Genomic DNA, 17276 nt, shown 5'->3' with positions numbered 1-17276 from the left:
TATTTTAATTTCGTCTGTGTAAGCAGTGCTGGGTCAAAACGCCAAACCCACCCCCTTCAACCGCTTTTGCACTGCGCTCGACCAACCCCTGTATTACTTTTGCATCCACTCGATTGGCTCGTGCACGCGACTGATACATCTGCTCAATCGATTCATAAATACGAGGTGCCGCATTGCTACGTGAACGTATCTTATCCACCGTTTCAGCGACTGGATGATCTGACTCCATTAAATCTGTCGATATAGGCCCTAAAGCATCCAATGAAACCAAACTGTTCACTCGCTTCGGATGACTCGCCGCAATACAGGTCCCAACAATCGCTCCTAAAGAATGACCTAAAATAGAAAATTGCGACCAGCCTAAATACTCTATCACCTCTTCAATCGCCCGAATTTGCACATCCAGAGTGTAAGGCGTTTGCTTAGCGAGATGATCTGACAGGCCGTGCCCTAAAAAATCTAGCGCAACACACTCCGTATCTTGCAATAACGGTGCGACATGATCAAAGCTCGCCGCATTATCCAGCCAGCCATGCATTGCCAATACCTTATGCCTTCCCTGCCCCCAGCGCTTCGCGCCCAGTGTGCCAAAGCCTGTTACTATTTTGATCTCTGAAACCATACTAAAATCCCTAACCTCTTCACATTTTTCCATCTGAATGCTAATGTCCCAATAAACTCTATCACAAGCCTGTAGTAAAGCGAGAATTTCACCATGCAGCAAAAATCTCATTTTCACTCTATTGTTTCTCATGTTTGGATTGGGCTTCAATGCTCATGCATCTCTCTATTCAGCCAACCAATTAGCAAAAGAATGTGCGATTGCTGTCAAAATTGAAAAACGCGAACTGCCTAAAAATAACAAAACCATGCTACCTGCACTCAATTGCATTCGCTTTATTGAAGGGGTCAGGCAAACGCGTTTAGCTTTTGCAGCAAAAGCTGATAAAGAAAGCTTAAGCTATGCTAAAATCCATTATGGCAAAATCAATAATGGTGAACGCGCTTTCACCGTTTATAATTACCTCAAAGCCCATATCAATAGCACAAATGAAAACAAACCTGCGAGTCTGGCAGTCCTTGCTGCTCTCAATAAAAACTACCCCTTAGAACCCGCCGCTAACAATCAAAAGCACAAAAATAATAGTTAAAATAGAAATAAGAAAAGAAAGTAGGTTCAATTAAATTTAAATGAAGATAATCTCAAAATAAGGACAGCTCATGAAATTTACTAAATTCATCCGCGACAGCCGCCTAATTTCAGCTTCCTGCTTATTCTTAGGTGCAATCAGCCTAAACTATGCAGCAACCGCAAACACGAATACCAACCAACAGCAATCAATGCGCTTTAACAATAGCAAAGCGCTCGTTATTTCTAAACCAGGCCATACTTTCGAAATTAAAGTTCCGGCCAACCCAACCACAGGCTATTTATGGTTCTTAAAGTCTTACAATCATAACCTCATCGAAGCGGTCAAACACCGTTACGATGCCCCTAAAACGAATATGGTCGGCTCTCCGGGTAAAGACGTTTGGACATTTAAAGCAAAACCTGCTTTTTTACGGTCCCACAAATTACAGTGATAGAGCTTTATAGCGCCCGTCCTTTTGACATTCGCAAAGGGCGTATATTAAAGCTTGCCCTCGTCTCACAGCCTCCTCAATTAAAAGTTGTGAAAAATAGAAAATTAAAGTTAACAATACGTTCTTTTCAAAGGATTCGAAAGTAGTAATGAGCAGTCAGTCGTTTTCTCTTCAAGCAGATTACCAAACCTTTATTGATGAACTCGGTAAAAGTGATTTTAAAGGTGATATCAATACCGATCTTGCCACCCGCATCGTCTTTGCCACCGATAACAGCATTTATCAAAATTTACCACAGGCGGTCATCGCCCCTTATCATCATGATGATATTGTCTGCTTAACTCAGCTACTTTCTCATAGCAAATTTCGCCATATTGCTCTAAGCGCGCGTGGTGGCGGCACTGGAACCAACGGCCAATCTTTAACCAGTAGCATTATTCTAGACACTTCAAAATACCTGACTCATATCCTTGAAATTAACCCCGAACAACGCTGGGCCCGTGTCCAGTCAGGGGTAATCCGTGATCAACTCAATGATGCCTTAAAAGAATATGGTTTATTTTTCGCACCGAGCTTATCGACCAGTAACCGCGCAACCTTAGGTGGCATGACCAATACCGATGCCTGCGGTCAAGGCTCGCGAATTTATGGTCACACCAGCGATCATATTCTTGAAAGCACCTGCATTTTTGCAGATGGCACCAGCCATATCATCAAATCTAAGCCAACAAAACAAGACTTAAAACAAAACTCAACTCGCTTGCAGTCCTTATCTGATAAGCTCTCTAATCAACTTACAGCACATCATCAAGAAATTAGTCAGCGCTTTCCTAAATTAAGTCGTTATATGACCGGCTATAATCTCGCCCAGTGCCAAAATCATGACAATAATAACCACTTAAACTTAAATAAGCTCATTGCAGGCTCTGAAGGTACGCTTGCCATAGTCACCGAGCTTAAACTTAATTTAATGCCAATTCCAAAATTTAAGTATGTCTTTGCTTTATTTTATACTGATTTCCAAGATGCCCTAAAAAGCGCTCACCAGCTTTTAGCTATTCACCCAACATCAATAGAAACCATAGACGATAACGTCTTAAGCCTTGCCAAAAAAGATCCGATCTATACAGAGCTTGAAGATTTTTTCCCAAGGGAAGTTACCAGATAGTTTAAGTGCATTAAACTTAATCGAGTTCACCGCAGATACCCTTGAAGAACTACAAGATAAAATCAAGCCATTACAAGCCCAGCTTAAAGATAAAACAGGGCACATTATTCCAGCAGGCTATACCGGCACCCAAGATCCAGGCCAAATCGAAATACTCTGGAATTTACGCAAAAAAAGCGTCGGTTTATTAGGGAATACACCGGGTGAACGTCGTCCACTGCCATTTATAGAAGATACTGTCGTTCCCCCTCAACACCTTGCTGATTATATTTTTGAGCTGCGGCATTTACTCGAAAAGCATGGACTAAAATATGGCATGTTTGGGCACGTCGATGTTGGCTGCCTGCATGTGCGCCCTGCACTAGACTTAAAACAAGAGCATGATGCCCAATTAATTACCACCATTACCGAAGAAACCGCAACACTCGTCAAAAAATACCACGGCTTGCTGTGGGGAGAGCATGGCAAAGGCTATCGCGGTCATTATATTAAAGACTATATCGGTGAAAATTTATACCAACTTATGGCCGAAATCAAAGGATTATTCGACCCCTTTAATCAACTTAATCCCGGCAAGCTCGTTTCTTCGCCCTATAAACCACACGCTTTATTACCAATAAAAAGCACACTACGTGGTGATTATGACCGTCAAATCAACTCAGCTTACCAACAAGACTATCAAAATATTCTCCGCTGCAATGGGAATGGTGCTTGCTTTACCTATCAAAAAAATCAAGTGATTTGCCCATCCTACAAAGTCACCAATAATCGCTTACACTCGCCTAAAGGTCGAGCCAGTTTATTGCGTGAATGGAGCCGACAACACTCTACTGGCAAGTTAACTCCTAGCTTTGAAGAAGACGTTTATCATTCAATTCAAGGCTGCTTAGGCTGTAAGGGTTGTGCGACCGCTTGCCCGGTGCAAGTCAATATTCCTAATACCAAAGCAAAGTTTTTAAATCAATATTACCAAACGCACAAACGTCCTTTAAAAGATTATTTAGTCGCTAATATCGAATCTTTACTGTCTATACAAGCCGCTGCACCTCGATTTTTTAATGCATTATCTCATAACCCTATCAGCAGTCGCATCATTAAAAGTTTAGGCTTAATCGACTTACCTAAACTCAGCACCCCGAGCTTAAAATCAAGGCTCAAAAAGCAAGAGATTTCCTTTTCAACGCTAAATGATTTGAATACACTCGCAAAAACTGACAGAGAAAACACAGTTCTTCTCGTACAAGATCCGTTTACCAGTTTTTATGAGGCAGAACTCGTCACTGACATGTATCAACTCATAAAAAAATCTAGGTTACAAGCCATTAATTTTACCGTTTAAAAAAAATGGCAAAGCAATGCATGTAAAAGGTTTTTTAACGCATTTTAGTAACCTTGTTGAAGAAAACAGTCAATTTTTTAGCCAAGTTGCTCACTTTAATATTCCCATGATTGGTCTCGATGCTAGCACCGTGCTCTGTTATCGTGATGAATACCAGGATCAAAAGACGCAACCCACCATTAATAATAATCAGTTTAATATTTTACTATTCTCAGAGTGGCTAAAGTCTATTAATATCAATCAAAATTTAATTTCAAACAATAAATCAACCATTAAATATACACTATTGCAGCACTGCACAGAAAAGTCTTTATTGCCTGAAAGTACTAAACAATGGCTGAATGTCTTTAAACAGTTCAATTTAAACCTAGATATTATTCCGAGTGGCTGTTGCGGCATGGCAGGAACCTACGGCCATGAAATAGAACATTTAAGTAATTCAAAAAAACTATTTAAACAAAACTGGCAAGAAACGATAGAGCAACACAAAGAAGAACAGATCCTTGCCACTGGATTTTCTTGTCGTTGTCAAACCAAACGCCTAAAAGGGTTTAAGCCAAAGCACCCTCTCACTGCTTTGCTTCATTCTCTGCAATAATTATAAAGACAATAACATGACGACTTATTACATTTATATTTTAGAATGCAGCAATGGCGCTCTTTACACTGGCTATACCACCAATCTCGAGCGCCGCTACCAGGAGCATATGCAAGGCAGTTCTAAGTGTAAATATACCCGTGCATTTCCACCAAAGTGCCTAGCTGCCTGTTGGCAAATCAACGGTACATTATCAAATACACTCAAAATAGAAGCCTTGATTAAAAAGCTGAAACGCCCAAAAAAACTAAATTTAATTAACTCTCCAGAGCGATTGCTCGCCCAGTGCCACCATATCACCCAAGCGATTACTTCGTATCATTATCAGCCTTAACAGTATTGCTCAATTCAAATTATGCTAAATACCATTCAATACCAAACACTCAATAAACATAATATCCAAAAAATTAATACACTCTTTTATGAAAGCTTTATAGCAGAACCTTGGAGTCTTCAATGGAACCGACAAATTTCTGAAAATCTACTTGATTATTTTATTAACTTCCCTAATTTTTCAGGCATTATGGCCACCGAGAATAATACTCCTATAGCCGCAGCATTGGGTTCTGCCATGCCTATAACAGAGGGCTATATTTTCGAACTCAAAGAATTTTTCGTCCATCCCAAAAAACAAAAATTCGGCATCGGCACCCAATTAATGGATGAACTAAAAGAACAACTAAAAAAGCAGTTTTCAGATCAAGAGATTAAAATTAATTTAATGACAAACAAAAATTTTCCTGCTGCTCGCTTCTATGCTAAGCAAGGGTTCAAGCAAAGTGATGGAATGGCTCTTTTTAGTCTTAACCTTGATCAATAAAAATAAACTAGGCGACAAACAATCTAATCAATGCTCGCAAGTAGATTATTAATTAAGCATGCTGAATATAATCCAGCGTCGCTTGCTCCTGCGGTGCCTTAAATAAATTATCTGTCGATGCAAACTCAACTAGACGACCTTGACGCATAAACGCGGTATAATCAGCAACACGTTGTGCTTGACGCAAATTATGTGTCACCAAAACGATGGTATAACGCTCTTTTAACGTTAAAATGAGCTCTTCAATCTTCTGCGTCGATGCTGGATCTAAGGCCGAAGTTGGCTCATCAAGTAACAAGACTTCAGGACACATAGCTAAGGTTCTTGCCAAACATAAACGTTGTTGCTGCCCCCCTGAAAGTGCGGTCGCGGGTGCTTTTAACTTGTCTTTGACTTCATCCCAAAGTGCAGCTTGACGTAAGGCATCTTCGATGCGCTGATCTAACTCTTTGCGTGATAGGCGTTCATGATGCTTTAAAGCAAAAGCAATATTTTGATAAATATTCATTGGGAAGGTCGTCGGTTTTTGAAAAACCATGCCCATACGCTTTCTTAAATTTGCAACTTTGCTTGCTTTAAGGACATTATTATTTTCAAATAAGACCTCGCCGGTTGCCATCTGTTTGGCATGCAAATCATAAATCCGATTCATTGCTCTCAATAAGGTTGATTTACCTGATCCTGATGGTCCGATCAATGCGGTGACTTTATTTTTTTCAATATTTAAATTGATATTAAATAGTGCCTGACTGTCCTTGTTATAGTAAAAGTTTAAATCTTTCACTTCAATTGACATCACAGTTTTTCTCTCTTTCGGATGAAATGTAATTACATTATTCGCTGAATTCATGGGTTATGCTCCCTTACGTGTCAAAACAAATCGTGTGATTAAGCTCATGGCAATCACAATAAAAGTAATTAAAAGTGCACCTGACCAAGCTAGCTGCTGCCAGTCGCTGTATGGACTCATCGCATATTGATAAATAACCACTGGTAAATTTGCCATCGGTTGCGTAATATCAGCACTCCAAAATTGATTGCTTAAGGTTGTAAATAATAATGGGGCTGTTTCACCGAGCATCCGGGCAATTGCTAGCAAAATAATCGTGAATATACCTTGTTTTGCCGCACGGTAAATAATCATCACTGTCACCCGCCAACGTGGCACCCCTAAAGCAATCGCCGCTTCTCTCAATTGCTCAGGTAATAATACCAGCACATCCTCCACACCACGGATAATCATTGGCAACGCAATTAACCCCAAGGCAACCGAACCTGCAACCGCGGAGAAATGCCCTAAAGTCTGTACTAAAATAGCATAGACAAATAAGCCAATAATAATCGACGGTGCACTTAATAGCGTGTCATTTAATAAGCGAATTAACTGGGCTAATTTACTGTCTTGGCCATATTCAGCTAAATAAGTTGCAGCTAAGATACCAATCGGCGCAGCAAGCACTGCCCCAATCGCTGTAATCACTACACTGCCAAATATTGCATTGGCCAAACCGCCTGAGCTGCCAGGGGCCGGTGTCATTTCAGTAAATAATGACAAATTCAGGCCCTGTATGCCATGTGAAATCAATGTCCATAAAATAGAGACAAGAACACTTAATAAAACCAAACAAAACAGTGAGCAAATTACAGTAAAAATATAGTCTTGTAACTTACGATACCATCTCATGATCAATGTCTCCGGTAACGTGCTAATAATAAACGTGAGAATAAAATCACACAAAACGTCAACGCAAATAAAATCAGCGCTAACTCCATTAATGCACCTGGATATAAATGCCCGGTTGCCTCATTAAATTCGTTGGCAATGGATGCAGAAATCGTCGTCCCTGGCATAAAAAGCATGTTCGAAATCGAATGACTATTACCAATCACAAAGGTTACTGCCATCGTCTCCCCTAATGCACGTCCAAGGCCCAGCATATAGGTCCCAATCACGCCACTACGCACATAAGGAAACAATACCTTACAAACAACCGCTGCACGCGTTACACCCAAACTATGACTTGCCTCTCTCATGGGCACGGGTACTGTTTCTAGAATATCAGCCAGCATCGATGACATCATTGGGATAATCATAAACGATAGAATAATCCCAGCTGTGAGCACACCAATCCCTAAGGGCGGACCCGAAAAGAAAGTCCCAATCAAAGGCAAAGTACCAATATGTTCAGTGAGCCAAGGCTGAATCTCATTAGACATAAAGGGGACAAAAATAAAAAGCCCCCACATCCCATAAATAATACTTGGAATGCCTGCCATCATGTCAATTAAGATCTTCAAGGGGCGCTTAAAACGGCGCGGAGTCAGCTCGGTCATAAAAACAGCAATAGCAAAACTTGCCGGCACGGCGATGATCATAGCAATGACCGAGGTAATTAATGTACCAGACAGCGCTGATAGCCCGCCAAAGTTATCGGCCGCAGGGTTCCAAACATTCGCCCAAATAAAACTTAAACCAAACTTTTCTAAGGCCGGCCAGCTTTGAACAATTAAGCTAATTAAGATGCCAATTAAGGCAACAATGACAAATAGCCCTGCTGCTTTTGTTAATAAATAAAAGCGATCTCCACGAAGGGTGTTAGAGGAACCTGCCTTCGTGTTTGTAATCATTATGCTCATCAAGTCTATCAACCTAGTTAAGCGACTTTATAATTTGCGAAAGCCCACTCTTGACCGATGAGCTGATATACTGGCTTGGGAATCGGAACATAATCAAGCTTCTCAGCCATTTTTTGACCATGATGGTATGACCAGTGGAAGAATTTTAATACCTCATCAACTTTCTTAGCACTCTCATCTTTGTGAACCAAGACAAAAGTACTGGCTGCAATCGGCCAACTTTTCTCTCCAGGTGCATTTGCTAAAATCAGATGAAAACCATTTTTAGCTTGCCATTTTGCATTTTTGGCAGCCGCCTTAAAAGTTTCCATATCCGCTTCAACTACATGACCTGACGCATTCACCATTTTAGCTGCAGGCATATGGGTTTCTTTGGCGTAAGCATACTCGACATAACCAATGGCTCCTGGGATTTGCTTGATGTAATTTGCAACCCCAGCATTACCTTTACCCCCTACACCAACGCCTGGCCAAGCAACGACAGTATTGTAGCTGACCTCTTTATTCCAGCTTTTTGATACTTTGCTTAAATAATAAGTAAAATTAAAAGTGGTTCCCGAACCATCGGCACGGTGAACCGTTGTGATATATTTATGAGGTAAGCTTACTCCAGGATTTAATTTTTGAACTGCTGCGTTATCCCAATATTTAATCTTACCCTGATAAATATCAGCAACTGTTTGCCCATTTAATACTAATGTTTTCTTCACCGAAGGGAGGTTGTAACTCATCACAATGCCACCGACAATAGCAGGAAACTGCATATAGCCTTTTTCTTTAAGCTCTGTTGCTGTTAATGGCTTATCAGACGCAGCAAAATCAACCGTACCTTTGGCCAACTGACGTAAACCGCCGCCAGAACCAATCGCTTGGTAATTGATTTTATGACCTGTTTTATCTTTATAAGCCGCCGCCCACTTTGCCAAGGCAGGGTAAATAAACGTAGAACCCGCTCCTGTCACAGCCTCTCCAGCAGCAAATGCAGAACCTGCCAAACCACAAACAAGAGCAATGCTTGCAGGAACAGCGATCAATCGTTTCATCTTTTCTATCCCACATATAAGTAAAATTAGTATTAACTCATTGAGTACAATTGGAGTATAGGCAGGCAAAGTTACAGCTTTGTTACAGTGGAATTACGCTTCAATGAAATATCAACATCTTTAAAAAAATCATTCAGTTAATAGAATTTCTATATAAATTTAGCAGCTTATTTTTTAGTCCCAATCAAAAAACCTATGAGTCTAACCGGTATTTGTGGTATATAGTTGAAACCTATCAAACAGTGAGGAAGATTGATTTATGACTGCCCGTATTATGATCATCGATGATGAAGCACCAATACGAGACATGGTACGCTTTGCCCTAGAGCTGTCACACTTTGAAGTGATCGAAGCTGAAACCGCCAAAGAAGGCCAGCGTAAAATCATTGAGGACACTCCAGACTTATTGTTACTCGACTGGATGCTCCCGGACCAAGCAGGGATAGACCTTGCCCAAACCCTAAAAGCGCAATACCCGGCCCTACCCATTATTATGCTCACTGCCCGTGCTGAAGAAGAATCTAGAGTCCGTGGTTTAGAACAAGCCGATGATTATGTCATTAAGCCTTTCTCCCCACGTGAGTTAATCGCCCGTATTAAAGCCGTACTGCGCCGCAGCCAATCAAAAACAAATAGCACTACAGAAGAAGTGCAATTTATCCGCCTCGGCAGCCTTTCGGTCAATCAAGACAGTCAACAAGTGTTTGTTCATGATCAAGCCGTTAAAACAGGTCCAATTGAATATAAACTGATCTGCTTTTTCCTCACTCACCCCAATAAAGTCTTTAGTCGCGAGCAACTCCTTAATCGCGTCTGGGGGCCTCAAGTCTATGTCAGTGAGCGCACCGTTGATGTACATATTCGCCGCCTGAGGAAGATTCTTGAATCCGCCGGTTGTGACAACTATATTCACACCACTCGTGGCTCTGGCTACAGCTTACGCTTACCTGCTGAGGACAACGCCTCATGAGTGTCGACCTCCACTATAATAACCCACTCATCGCTAGTCTCTCCGATGCGATTGTCTGCTTAGATCAGGATTTTCTAATCAAGTGGTGGAATCCGGCCGCGCGCAAATTACTACGCTTAAAAAGCCAACACAAACATCAAGCCATCACCGGGATCATTAATAACACTGACTTTACTGAATTTCTAAAAGACCCAAAAGACAGTGTGCAGTGCACATTAAAAAATCAATAAAGCCATCACCGCTATGCTATTACCGGTTGAAAGTGGTGAACAACTGCTTGTTGCTAAAGATATCTCGCAAAGTTATTTTCTAGATAAAATGCGCCAAGACTTCGTCGCTAATGTTTCTCATGAACTACGCACCCCTCTCACTGTTATTCACGGCTATCTAGAAACTCTCATCGATTTTAGTGAAAACGACAGCACAAACGAACAAAACCCTTATTTACATATCTATAATCAAATGCAGCAACAAACCAAACGTATGGAATCTATTGTTGCCGATTTATTATTATTATCACGACTCGAAGGTCAAGCACCCAATAAAGAAGAAGATGAGGTCATTCCTCTAGCGAATATGTTGCAAGGTGTTTACCAAGATACTTTAACACTAAGCCAGCAATCTCATGAAATCGAGCTTGAAATCGACGAAACAATCAAGATTAAAGGCAACCGCTCAGAACTGCGCAGCGCCTTTACTAACCTTTCCTATAATGCCGTTCGTTATACGCCAAAAGAAGGCAAAATATCGATTCAAGCCTATAAAGATGACCAAGGCATTCATGTTACCGTCAAAGATACTGGCATTGGCATCCCGAAAAAATACATCCAACGCCTCACCGAGCGTTTTTATCGCGTTGATAAAGGGCGCTCGCGTGATGTCGGCGGTACTGGTTTAGGGCTTGCTATCGTCAAGCATGTATTACTTCGCCATGATGGCGAACTCAGTATTAAAAGCATAGAGCAAAAAGGCAGCGAGTTTACCTGTTCTTTTCCAGCCTATAAGTTAGTTATAGAGGCTTAAAGCTTCTATAACCAGCTATTCTCAAATAACCTCATACTATTCGTAATGACAATGAAAAAGCATAAGTCTTTGCGACTACAATTCTAAAATCGATTTTTTTACACTTTCATACGCTGTATTTTTTAAAACATCGCCATGAGCACTGATAAGGTGCTTAAATTTTAAACCTAATATTTGATTAAATGCTTCCTTTCTCATCCCTGTTGCTTCAAGCCAAATAGGCGATATACGCGCTTTTGCGATTTCTCCTGCTTCACTAGCAGCCCTGCCAGACTCACCACTAAAGAACTGATCAACTTCTATCCAATTTTTTATACTATCGCAAGTAAAAATAATGCCTCCATGGCAATTGCAATAAATAAAACCTTCTTCAGGCGATGACCCTAAGAATTTAAAAAACTGATAATCATTTATTGGTAGGCTGCTACTATCACTCAAAGAGTGATTTATTTTTTGACCAACAGGCTTTTCAATAGAGCCAAAAGCCCAAAATTCTGCATTATACCTATCCAAATAAAATGCATCATCCCGACCATGAAATGCACCAATACGCACAACGTGCTTAACCTGACCGATATTATCCAACTGGTTAAGGCCATCATCACTTAACCTCACTGTATTAATGAGCGTCAGATCACCATTTTGGTTAATAATTGTCATGTTCCTACTGTGTTGAATTTTCATCCCTTCATACTCTGTTATATTCGTACCACGCACAATATAAATATTTTCAAAAATATTTTTGATCTCGCCATGCGGCCATACAGGACTGTATTCTTTCATAATTTTTCCCTATCTAAATTTAATTTAAAATCTCAGTTCGAGTTTTAATTTCACGAGTATATCTATATTAAGCCTTTTCCCAGCATCCTGTGATTCAATCATCAACTTGGCAGTTGTGAGCAGCACCAAAGGCTATCAGCATTATACTTCAGCCTTCAACTTAAAAATCATCCTCTTTATTAAACCCCATTTCCATCAATTGGTCTTAGTATATAAGTAGCTGAGTTCTGAGTTTTAAAGCAAGAGGTTAATGTGTGCCATATTGATTATGGCTTGATTTTAATATAGATATAAAACACATCAATAAACCTTTATTTTGTTCCAAATCAATAACTTTTGCAAGGAGCTTGATCATTATTTGAAAACTAAATCACTCACCTATGCGAATGCCAAATCTAGAGGACCTCAAAAGTCACTCTCTGTTGCAATTTCAAGAGTTGAGGTCACCCGCCAGAATAGCAAAGTACAACTTATAAACCATTTATGTCGCCTTTCAAAAAAAAATGAGAAAGTACATCCCAAAAAGAAGTATAAAACTATTCACTCACATACCTCAACTCTTATAATATGGTGCCTCAACTGGAGACTAAATGTAGTGTCTCACATTAATAGTCATGTTTTGCCCTACATTACTTGCATCTGAGAATTTCACTCTATAGGGAAATATTGAAACATTTTATGAGCTAACCCTTATTGTAATAATGGGTGACTATATTAGGCCTCAAATTTGGTACTGCCAATAAAAACCGTATAAAAGCTAACATAGTAGATAAAATGAGATTGTAGTTACAGCGTGTTTCAATTACCAATATATGAAAGTAAAAATCAACATTTTATTTTGCCTGTAAACTATAATAAAATCACAATATATAGACACATAATAAAGCAAATGAAAAACATATCCAAAAGTAATGTATTTTTTAAAACGGCTTTGATTTTTATATCATTTTTTTTCCCCCTGCACTTAGTTTTACTAAACAAACAATTGACCTAACTTTACTGACTTGGGAGGGTTATGCTCCGGAAAACCAGATTAGAGAATTTACAGAAAAAATAAGAGATAAATACAACTTAGATGTAAAAATGAAAGTTAATTACATCTCTAATCCAGAAGATTTTTTTCATGCTCTTAAGCGTAAAAAGGTAGATTTAATTGCTCCCACACACAACCTTTTAAAAGATGAAAGATACAAAATGATTAAAAATCAATTATTACTGCCTATTGATTTAAACAATGTTCCAAACTATAAAAACTTAGAAGTAAAAATTAAGAATATAAAGTACAATAAAGATCAAGACAAAATTTACTCCATCCCTTTTATTTATGGTTACTATGGCCTTGCCTATAATAAACGCTATATTGAGTCTCCACCACAAAGTTGGCTCTCACTTTGGAATTCCAAACAAAAAAAACAGTATGCAATTAGTAAAGATTATTATGAAGTTAATATATACATTACTGCATTATCGTTAGGTTATCGTGGGAATCAAATACATAGTTACGATACTTTGAATAATAAAAAAGTTCATCTTGAAGCTTCGTCAACTTGTTAAAAATTCAGCTAGATTTTGGATAGGCGTAGATAAACCTGAAAATTTGAAAGGATTAAGAATGGCTACCTCTTGGGGGTTTTCTATTAACGCATTAAATGATAAATATAATGAGAAGTGGTCAATGACTATCCCTCAAGAGGGTGTTCCTGCGTGGATTGATTCATATGCACTATCTCATAGACTCAAAAACAAACCACAGCACAAAATGGTAGCAGAGGAGTGGCTAAACCACACCCTTTCACCTAATTTTCAAGTTGAAGTTGTGATTGGTCAGCTCGGCAACTTTCCTGTAATAAGAAAAGAGATATTACAAAATAATTCTCTCAACCAGCACTCTATAAGTAAAGCTGAGTTAGAATTTTCTGAAAAAATGATCCTATGGCCCGTGCTATCAAAAAAGAACCGCTTAGGGCTAAGAAGAATTTGGAGGTTAGCCACAAAAAATTTACCTCTGAACGATAATTATATTTATCAACACAAATAAGACAAATTTTATGTTTTAATAAAATATATTTTCAATAAGTAAACAGTATAGATTAAAATAATGCGGGACAAAACATGTCTATTAATTCGAGATACTACAACTAAATAGCCAAGATCAAACGTAAGGCAACTCTTTTTTTAATCATACAAATATCTATTTAACATTTTTTTGAGTTTTCCAGTGTCTTTAAGCTTCTGTATTCCTTGATCTAGTGCAGACTTAAGCTGGTCATGATAGGGGGACTCCTTTGAAATGAGCATAGTAAATTGACTAGCTTCACTTCCTGGGTTTTGCCTATAACCAAATGCACCTGTTAAATAGTCCTGATCAAGAAATTTGAATCCTCGAAGAATTTCTATTCTAGCAAGAATGAGGTTACAACGTTTATATCTTAATTTTGCAAAAGCTTGTTTAAATGTGCTTGCATTGGAATTAATAATTGATACATCCATATTAAAGTCTTCATAATTATAACCACGTAGTCCACAAACGATATATTTACTAAAATCTGATGACTTTTTAATATCTGGACCATCATCGTTGTTGGGATAATCACCTTTAAAAAATATATAGCTGGGTGTTACCTTGTAATATGGTAATGTTAAAGTATATGTCTTTGCCCTTTCTTTATTGTAGGATGAGTTCATTGCTAAATCGTAACGCCCTTGTGCTAATTCTCGCAAACAGCGTTTCCACGGTGGGAGCTTATAGATCACTTTCGCCTTGTATTCACCTTCTAAGATAGAGTTTACAACATCGACAGAAAAGCCAACAACCTTATCTGTCTTGACACCATTTTCTCTGAGAAAATAAGTATACGGAGGCCACTCAGCACCATCATCACACACACGAATAGTTTGACCTTCTAAACTTCTCGCATAAGTACTAAAACTAGACATAATCAAGATTAATGTTAGATAAAGAGTGACCTTGTTGAACTTAAATATCATTACTAAAGTCTCTACTGCCTACCCAATATTTATTGTAAGTATTTATCAAGTATTTTTTTCAATTCTCCATCTGCTCTTAGCTTATCTATCCCCTGGTCAATAACACTTTTCAAAGTTTCAGCATTTTTCGATTTTTTTGATATAATCATGTAGAACTTACTGGCTTTAGCACCAGGAATTGGCTTATAGCCTAAATCGTCCTTTAATAAATCCTGACCTATTACTTTGAATCCAGCCATTAATTCTATACGGGCAACAAAGGCATCACATCGACCTGCACGCACTTTTTTAGTCACCGAAGCGAAGTTTTTAGACCCTGTATCTAGTTGACTTAAGTCAATATTAAACGAATTATAAGAATAGCCGGCTAAACCACAAAGCTTATATTTAGACAATGATGGACCTGAAGTTACATTTGACAACCCATTTGGGTACCTCTTCAACGAATAAAAATATCCCGGCCTCATTTCATAGTATGCTTTTGAGTACAAATAATTTTTTGCTCTTTCTTTATTCCATGATGCATTTAATACTAAATCGTACCTGCCTTTTAACATTTCTTTTAAACAGCGCTTCCAGGGTATAAAATCTATTTTCGAATACTTGAATTGTGATTTTTGAAAAATTTTGTTGATAACATCAACAGAGTAGCCTTCACTGCTATCCATAACTTTTTTGCCATTATCACGTTTTATGTAATTAAATGGGGGCCACTCGGCACCATCTTCACAAATACTAATACTTTCAGTAGCATACAAATTACCAACAAACACTAAACTAACAAAGCTAGCTAGAATACAATTAGATTTCATCGCTATTGGCACCGCTGCATAATCATAAACTTTAATGTAAATTATAGTTCATTTTAATATCGGAATAATTAGACTGTATTAGCATTTCCTTATGGAAAAATATAGTCTCCTACCATCATGTTTTATAAGGAAATACCAATGCAAGCCTAGTGAAAATTATCACCTATAGCCCATGAAGATAAAAAGGATCGCAATCAGAGTCAGCATTCCAAACATACTCTATTTTATCAGCAACGGCCTTTGCATACTCAAAACCAAAAAGTTCAGCAACAAAAGCAAGACTCATGTCTATTCCGGCAGAAACCCCCGAAGAAGTCCAGATCTGCCCATCAACCACCCAGCGCGCCTTTTTCTGCCAATGGATATTTTCACCAAATTCCATCACCCAATCCATAGCCATTTTATTCGTTGTTGCTCGCTTATTGCTCAATAAGCCATATTGAGCCAGAAAAACAGCGCCTGTGCATACGGATAAAATATATTGAGCCGCTTGGTTATGCTTGATCAGCCAGTCACCTAATTTAGAACTATAGATCTGCTGACGAGAACCTAACCCACCCGGTACTAAGATCACATCAAATTTCTCTGTATTATCATCAAGTTTATAATCTGTGACCAACCTTTGGCCTTGGTAAGCCTGAATAATCTCATTTTCACCAATAAGGCTAATTTCAAACTGATTATCACACTGGCCGAAAACCTCTAAGGGACCAAACACATCGAGCAATTCAAAGCCATCATAGAGCAAAACCGCAAGCTTTAAAGTTAAGCTTTTCTCCATCAAAGACCTCTAAAACAAAAATTAAGATTACGATACAAGCCTAAAAATCTTATAGAATAACTTTATCCAGTTGCTGACATACATCATTTGCAACTTTTTCCATACTTTGCTCTGCATTAATTAAAATAACAGTAGGGTCACTGTGAGCATGCTCTAAGTAAACTTCACGGGCGCGGATAAAAAAGTCGACTTTTTCTTGTTCAATACGATCTAATTCGCCGCGGCGCTTTGCACGCTCTAAGCCTAATAAGGGGTCTATATCCAGATAAAAAGTTAAATTCGGGCTAAAACCTTGCACCACTGCATCATGTACCTGCTGTAACGTACTCATGGATAAATTACGCCCACCCCCCTGATAAGCAAAGCTAGATAACGCAAAACGGTCACAAAGCACCCACTGACCTTGCTGCAAAGCAGGTTTAATTTTTAATTCAATATGCTGCACACGCGAGGCATACATCAATAATAATTCAGCCTCAGGAACAATCACTTCATTTGCATCATGCTTGAGTAATAAACTGCGAATTTCCTCAGCAAGCGCTGTTCCTCCAGGCTCTCGTGTTTTCATAACGGAACAGATTTTTTTAATTAAATACTCTTCTATAACACTTAGAACGGTTGATTTACCGGCACCTTCTAAGCCTTCAACGACAACAAACTGACCTGACATTTATACACTCAGCCTCATAAAAATTAATAAAATTCGCCTTAAAATATCAGCTTATTGTGC

Annotated in this window: 22 protein-coding genes; 12 read left to right on the top strand and 10 right to left on the bottom strand. The window is 38.8% G+C overall.

The window, feature by feature from the left end; translation table 11 throughout:
- Positions 1-4: 4 nt before the first annotated feature.
- Positions 5-733, bottom strand: a complete 729-nt coding sequence (locus BGC07_RS12300; RefSeq protein ID WP_235603147.1) for an alpha/beta fold hydrolase — start codon at positions 731-733, stop codon at positions 5-7.
- Positions 734-752: 19 nt separating this feature from the next.
- Between BGC07_RS12300 and BGC07_RS12295 the strand changes: the two genes are divergently transcribed.
- The 7 genes from BGC07_RS12295 to BGC07_RS12275 all read left to right on the top strand — a co-directional run bounded on the left by BGC07_RS12295 (position 753) and on the right by BGC07_RS12275 (position 5509).
- Positions 753-1151, top strand: coding sequence for a Rap1a/Tai family immunity protein (locus BGC07_RS12295; protein WP_069313354.1), 399 nt, complete (start codon positions 753-755; stop codon positions 1149-1151).
- A gap of 70 nt (positions 1152-1221) precedes the next feature.
- Positions 1222-1584: a protease inhibitor I42 family protein gene (locus BGC07_RS12290; RefSeq protein ID WP_235603146.1), complete on the top strand. Its 363-nt coding sequence runs from the start codon at positions 1222-1224 to the stop codon at positions 1582-1584.
- A gap of 148 nt (positions 1585-1732) precedes the next feature.
- A complete protein-coding gene (locus BGC07_RS19525) occupies positions 1733-2752 on the top strand; it encodes an FAD-binding oxidoreductase (RefSeq protein ID WP_077216894.1) in 1020 nt (339 codons plus the stop codon).
- Entirely contained in the window at positions 2718-4091 is a 1374-nt protein-coding gene (locus tag BGC07_RS19520; protein WP_158006935.1) for an FAD-binding and (Fe-S)-binding domain-containing protein, read from the top strand. Before BGC07_RS19525 ends, BGC07_RS19520 begins: the two co-directional genes overlap by 35 nt.
- Positions 4092-4107: 16 nt before the next feature.
- Positions 4108-4689, top strand: coding sequence for a (Fe-S)-binding protein (locus tag BGC07_RS19515; protein ID WP_077216892.1), 582 nt, complete (start codon positions 4108-4110; stop codon positions 4687-4689).
- A gap of 16 nt (positions 4690-4705) precedes the next feature.
- Positions 4706-5023 carry a GIY-YIG nuclease family protein gene (locus BGC07_RS12280; protein WP_069313353.1) on the top strand — a complete coding sequence of 106 codons (318 nt, stop codon included), beginning with the start codon at positions 4706-4708 and terminating at the stop codon, positions 5021-5023.
- Positions 5024-5044: 21 nt separating this feature from the next.
- Positions 5045-5509, top strand: coding sequence for a GNAT family N-acetyltransferase (locus BGC07_RS12275; RefSeq protein WP_069313352.1), 465 nt, complete (start codon positions 5045-5047; stop codon positions 5507-5509).
- 52 nt (positions 5510-5561) lie between these two features.
- On the opposite strand, the gene pstB is transcribed toward BGC07_RS12275, so the two are convergent.
- The 4 genes from pstB to pstS are packed head-to-tail and all read right to left on the bottom strand — an operon-like array spanning position 5562 to position 9189.
- Complete coding sequence (gene pstB / locus BGC07_RS12270; protein ID WP_069313351.1) at positions 5562-6359, bottom strand: phosphate ABC transporter ATP-binding protein PstB; 798 nt, start codon at positions 6357-6359, stop codon at positions 5562-5564.
- Between the two features lie 3 nt (positions 6360-6362).
- On the bottom strand, positions 6363-7193 hold the full coding sequence (pstA, locus tag BGC07_RS12265; protein WP_069313350.1) for a phosphate ABC transporter permease PstA: 831 nt from the start codon (positions 7191-7193) through the stop codon (positions 6363-6365).
- 2 nt (positions 7194-7195) lie between these two features.
- Positions 7196-8146, bottom strand: coding sequence for a phosphate ABC transporter permease subunit PstC (gene pstC, locus BGC07_RS12260; RefSeq protein ID WP_077216891.1), 951 nt, complete (start codon positions 8144-8146; stop codon positions 7196-7198).
- Positions 8147-8163: 17 nt separating this feature from the next.
- The gene (pstS, locus tag BGC07_RS12255) at positions 8164-9189 is read right to left on the bottom strand and encodes a phosphate ABC transporter substrate-binding protein PstS (RefSeq protein WP_069313349.1); all 1026 of its coding nucleotides are present in this window, start codon (positions 9187-9189) and stop codon (positions 8164-8166) included.
- A gap of 259 nt (positions 9190-9448) precedes the next feature.
- Here pstS and BGC07_RS12250 point away from each other — a divergent pair, with 259 nt between their 5' ends.
- From BGC07_RS12250 to BGC07_RS12245, 3 genes are read left to right on the top strand one after another with little or no spacing between them, the layout of a single operon-like run.
- Positions 9449-10159, top strand: coding sequence for a response regulator (locus BGC07_RS12250; protein WP_069313348.1), 711 nt, complete (start codon positions 9449-9451; stop codon positions 10157-10159).
- Positions 10156-10389 (top strand): PAS domain-containing protein, encoded by a 234-nt coding sequence (locus BGC07_RS22410; protein ID WP_235603144.1) that lies wholly within the window; start codon positions 10156-10158, stop codon positions 10387-10389. Before BGC07_RS12250 ends, BGC07_RS22410 begins: the two co-directional genes overlap by 4 nt.
- Before the next feature lie 13 nt (positions 10390-10402).
- Complete coding sequence (locus BGC07_RS12245; RefSeq protein WP_235603143.1) at positions 10403-11182, top strand: ATP-binding protein; 780 nt, start codon at positions 10403-10405, stop codon at positions 11180-11182.
- Between the two features lie 75 nt (positions 11183-11257).
- Here BGC07_RS12245 and BGC07_RS12240 read toward each other — a convergent pair whose 3' ends face one another.
- Positions 11258-11965, bottom strand: a complete 708-nt coding sequence (locus tag BGC07_RS12240) for a hypothetical protein (RefSeq protein WP_069313347.1) — start codon at positions 11963-11965, stop codon at positions 11258-11260.
- A 1083-nt stretch (positions 11966-13048) separates the two neighbouring features.
- Between BGC07_RS12240 and BGC07_RS23370 the strand changes: the two genes are divergently transcribed.
- Both BGC07_RS23370 and BGC07_RS23365 read left to right on the top strand, forming a co-directional pair.
- Entirely contained in the window at positions 13049-13519 is a 471-nt protein-coding gene (locus BGC07_RS23370; RefSeq protein ID WP_069313346.1) for an ABC transporter substrate-binding protein, read from the top strand.
- On the top strand, positions 13497-14003 hold the full coding sequence (locus BGC07_RS23365; RefSeq protein ID WP_069313345.1) for a type 2 periplasmic-binding domain-containing protein: 507 nt from the start codon (positions 13497-13499) through the stop codon (positions 14001-14003). The genes BGC07_RS23370 and BGC07_RS23365 overlap by 23 nt, the downstream gene beginning before the upstream one ends.
- A gap of 137 nt (positions 14004-14140) precedes the next feature.
- Here the strand turns inward: BGC07_RS23365 and BGC07_RS12225 are convergent, their stop codons facing one another.
- From BGC07_RS12225 to tmk, 4 genes are all read right to left on the bottom strand, one after another.
- The gene (locus tag BGC07_RS12225; RefSeq protein WP_235603139.1) at positions 14141-14902 is read right to left on the bottom strand and encodes a substrate-binding periplasmic protein; all 762 of its coding nucleotides are present in this window, start codon (positions 14900-14902) and stop codon (positions 14141-14143) included.
- Positions 14903-14982: 80 nt separating this feature from the next.
- Positions 14983-15765, bottom strand: coding sequence for a substrate-binding periplasmic protein (locus tag BGC07_RS12220; protein ID WP_069313343.1), 783 nt, complete (start codon positions 15763-15765; stop codon positions 14983-14985).
- 163 nt (positions 15766-15928) lie between these two features.
- A complete protein-coding gene (locus BGC07_RS12215; RefSeq protein ID WP_069313342.1) occupies positions 15929-16546 on the bottom strand; it encodes a DJ-1/PfpI family protein in 618 nt (205 codons plus the stop codon).
- 49 nt (positions 16547-16595) lie between these two features.
- Complete coding sequence (gene tmk, locus BGC07_RS12210; RefSeq protein WP_069313341.1) at positions 16596-17216, bottom strand: dTMP kinase; 621 nt, start codon at positions 17214-17216, stop codon at positions 16596-16598.
- Positions 17217-17276: the final 60 nt, after the last annotated feature.

The sequence above is a fragment of the Piscirickettsia litoralis genome, from assembly GCF_001720395.1.
In the GTDB taxonomy this organism is placed as follows: domain Bacteria; phylum Pseudomonadota; class Gammaproteobacteria; order Piscirickettsiales; family Piscirickettsiaceae; genus Piscirickettsia; species Piscirickettsia litoralis.
The sequence above is the reverse complement of the archived record's forward strand: the minus strand, read 5'-3'. Positions and strand labels throughout refer to the sequence as shown.

What these genes read in the sequence shown, in the direction of transcription:
- BGC07_RS12280 (WP_069313353.1), top strand. Translation starts at nt 4,706, where the DNA reads ATGACGACTTATTACATTTATATTTTAGAATGCAGCAATGGCGCTCTT.
- BGC07_RS12240 (WP_069313347.1), bottom strand. Translation starts at nt 11,965, where the DNA reads ATGAAAGAATACAGTCCTGTATGGCCGCATGGCGAGATCAAAAATATT.
- BGC07_RS12245 (WP_235603143.1), top strand. Translation starts at nt 10,403, where the DNA reads ATGCTATTACCGGTTGAAAGTGGTGAACAACTGCTTGTTGCTAAAGAT.
- BGC07_RS12250 (WP_069313348.1), top strand. Translation starts at nt 9,449, where the DNA reads ATGACTGCCCGTATTATGATCATCGATGATGAAGCACCAATACGAGAC.
- pstC (WP_077216891.1), bottom strand. Translation starts at nt 8,146, where the DNA reads ATGAGCATAATGATTACAAACACGAAGGCAGGTTCCTCTAACACCCTT.
- BGC07_RS12300 (WP_235603147.1), bottom strand. Translation starts at nt 733, where the DNA reads ATGAGATTTTTGCTGCATGGTGAAATTCTCGCTTTACTACAGGCTTGT.
- pstS (WP_069313349.1), bottom strand. Translation starts at nt 9,189, where the DNA reads ATGAAACGATTGATCGCTGTTCCTGCAAGCATTGCTCTTGTTTGTGGT.
- BGC07_RS12275 (WP_069313352.1), top strand. Translation starts at nt 5,045, where the DNA reads ATGCTAAATACCATTCAATACCAAACACTCAATAAACATAATATCCAA.
- BGC07_RS12220 (WP_069313343.1), bottom strand. Translation starts at nt 15,765, where the DNA reads ATGAAATCTAATTGTATTCTAGCTAGCTTTGTTAGTTTAGTGTTTGTT.
- BGC07_RS12215 (WP_069313342.1), bottom strand. Translation starts at nt 16,546, where the DNA reads ATGGAGAAAAGCTTAACTTTAAAGCTTGCGGTTTTGCTCTATGATGGC.
- tmk (WP_069313341.1), bottom strand. Translation starts at nt 17,216, where the DNA reads ATGTCAGGTCAGTTTGTTGTCGTTGAAGGCTTAGAAGGTGCCGGTAAA.
- BGC07_RS12295 (WP_069313354.1), top strand. Translation starts at nt 753, where the DNA reads ATGTTTGGATTGGGCTTCAATGCTCATGCATCTCTCTATTCAGCCAAC.
- BGC07_RS19515 (WP_077216892.1), top strand. Translation starts at nt 4,108, where the DNA reads ATGCATGTAAAAGGTTTTTTAACGCATTTTAGTAACCTTGTTGAAGAA.
- BGC07_RS12290 (WP_235603146.1), top strand. Translation starts at nt 1,222, where the DNA reads ATGAAATTTACTAAATTCATCCGCGACAGCCGCCTAATTTCAGCTTCC.
- BGC07_RS22410 (WP_235603144.1), top strand. Translation starts at nt 10,156, where the DNA reads ATGAGTGTCGACCTCCACTATAATAACCCACTCATCGCTAGTCTCTCC.
- BGC07_RS19525 (WP_077216894.1), top strand. Translation starts at nt 1,733, where the DNA reads ATGAGCAGTCAGTCGTTTTCTCTTCAAGCAGATTACCAAACCTTTATT.
- pstA (WP_069313350.1), bottom strand. Translation starts at nt 7,193, where the DNA reads ATGAGATGGTATCGTAAGTTACAAGACTATATTTTTACTGTAATTTGC.
- pstB (WP_069313351.1), bottom strand. Translation starts at nt 6,359, where the DNA reads ATGAATTCAGCGAATAATGTAATTACATTTCATCCGAAAGAGAGAAAA.
- BGC07_RS12225 (WP_235603139.1), bottom strand. Translation starts at nt 14,902, where the DNA reads ATGTCTAGTTTTAGTACTTATGCGAGAAGTTTAGAAGGTCAAACTATT.
- BGC07_RS23370 (WP_069313346.1), top strand. Translation starts at nt 13,049, where the DNA reads ATGAAAGTTAATTACATCTCTAATCCAGAAGATTTTTTTCATGCTCTT.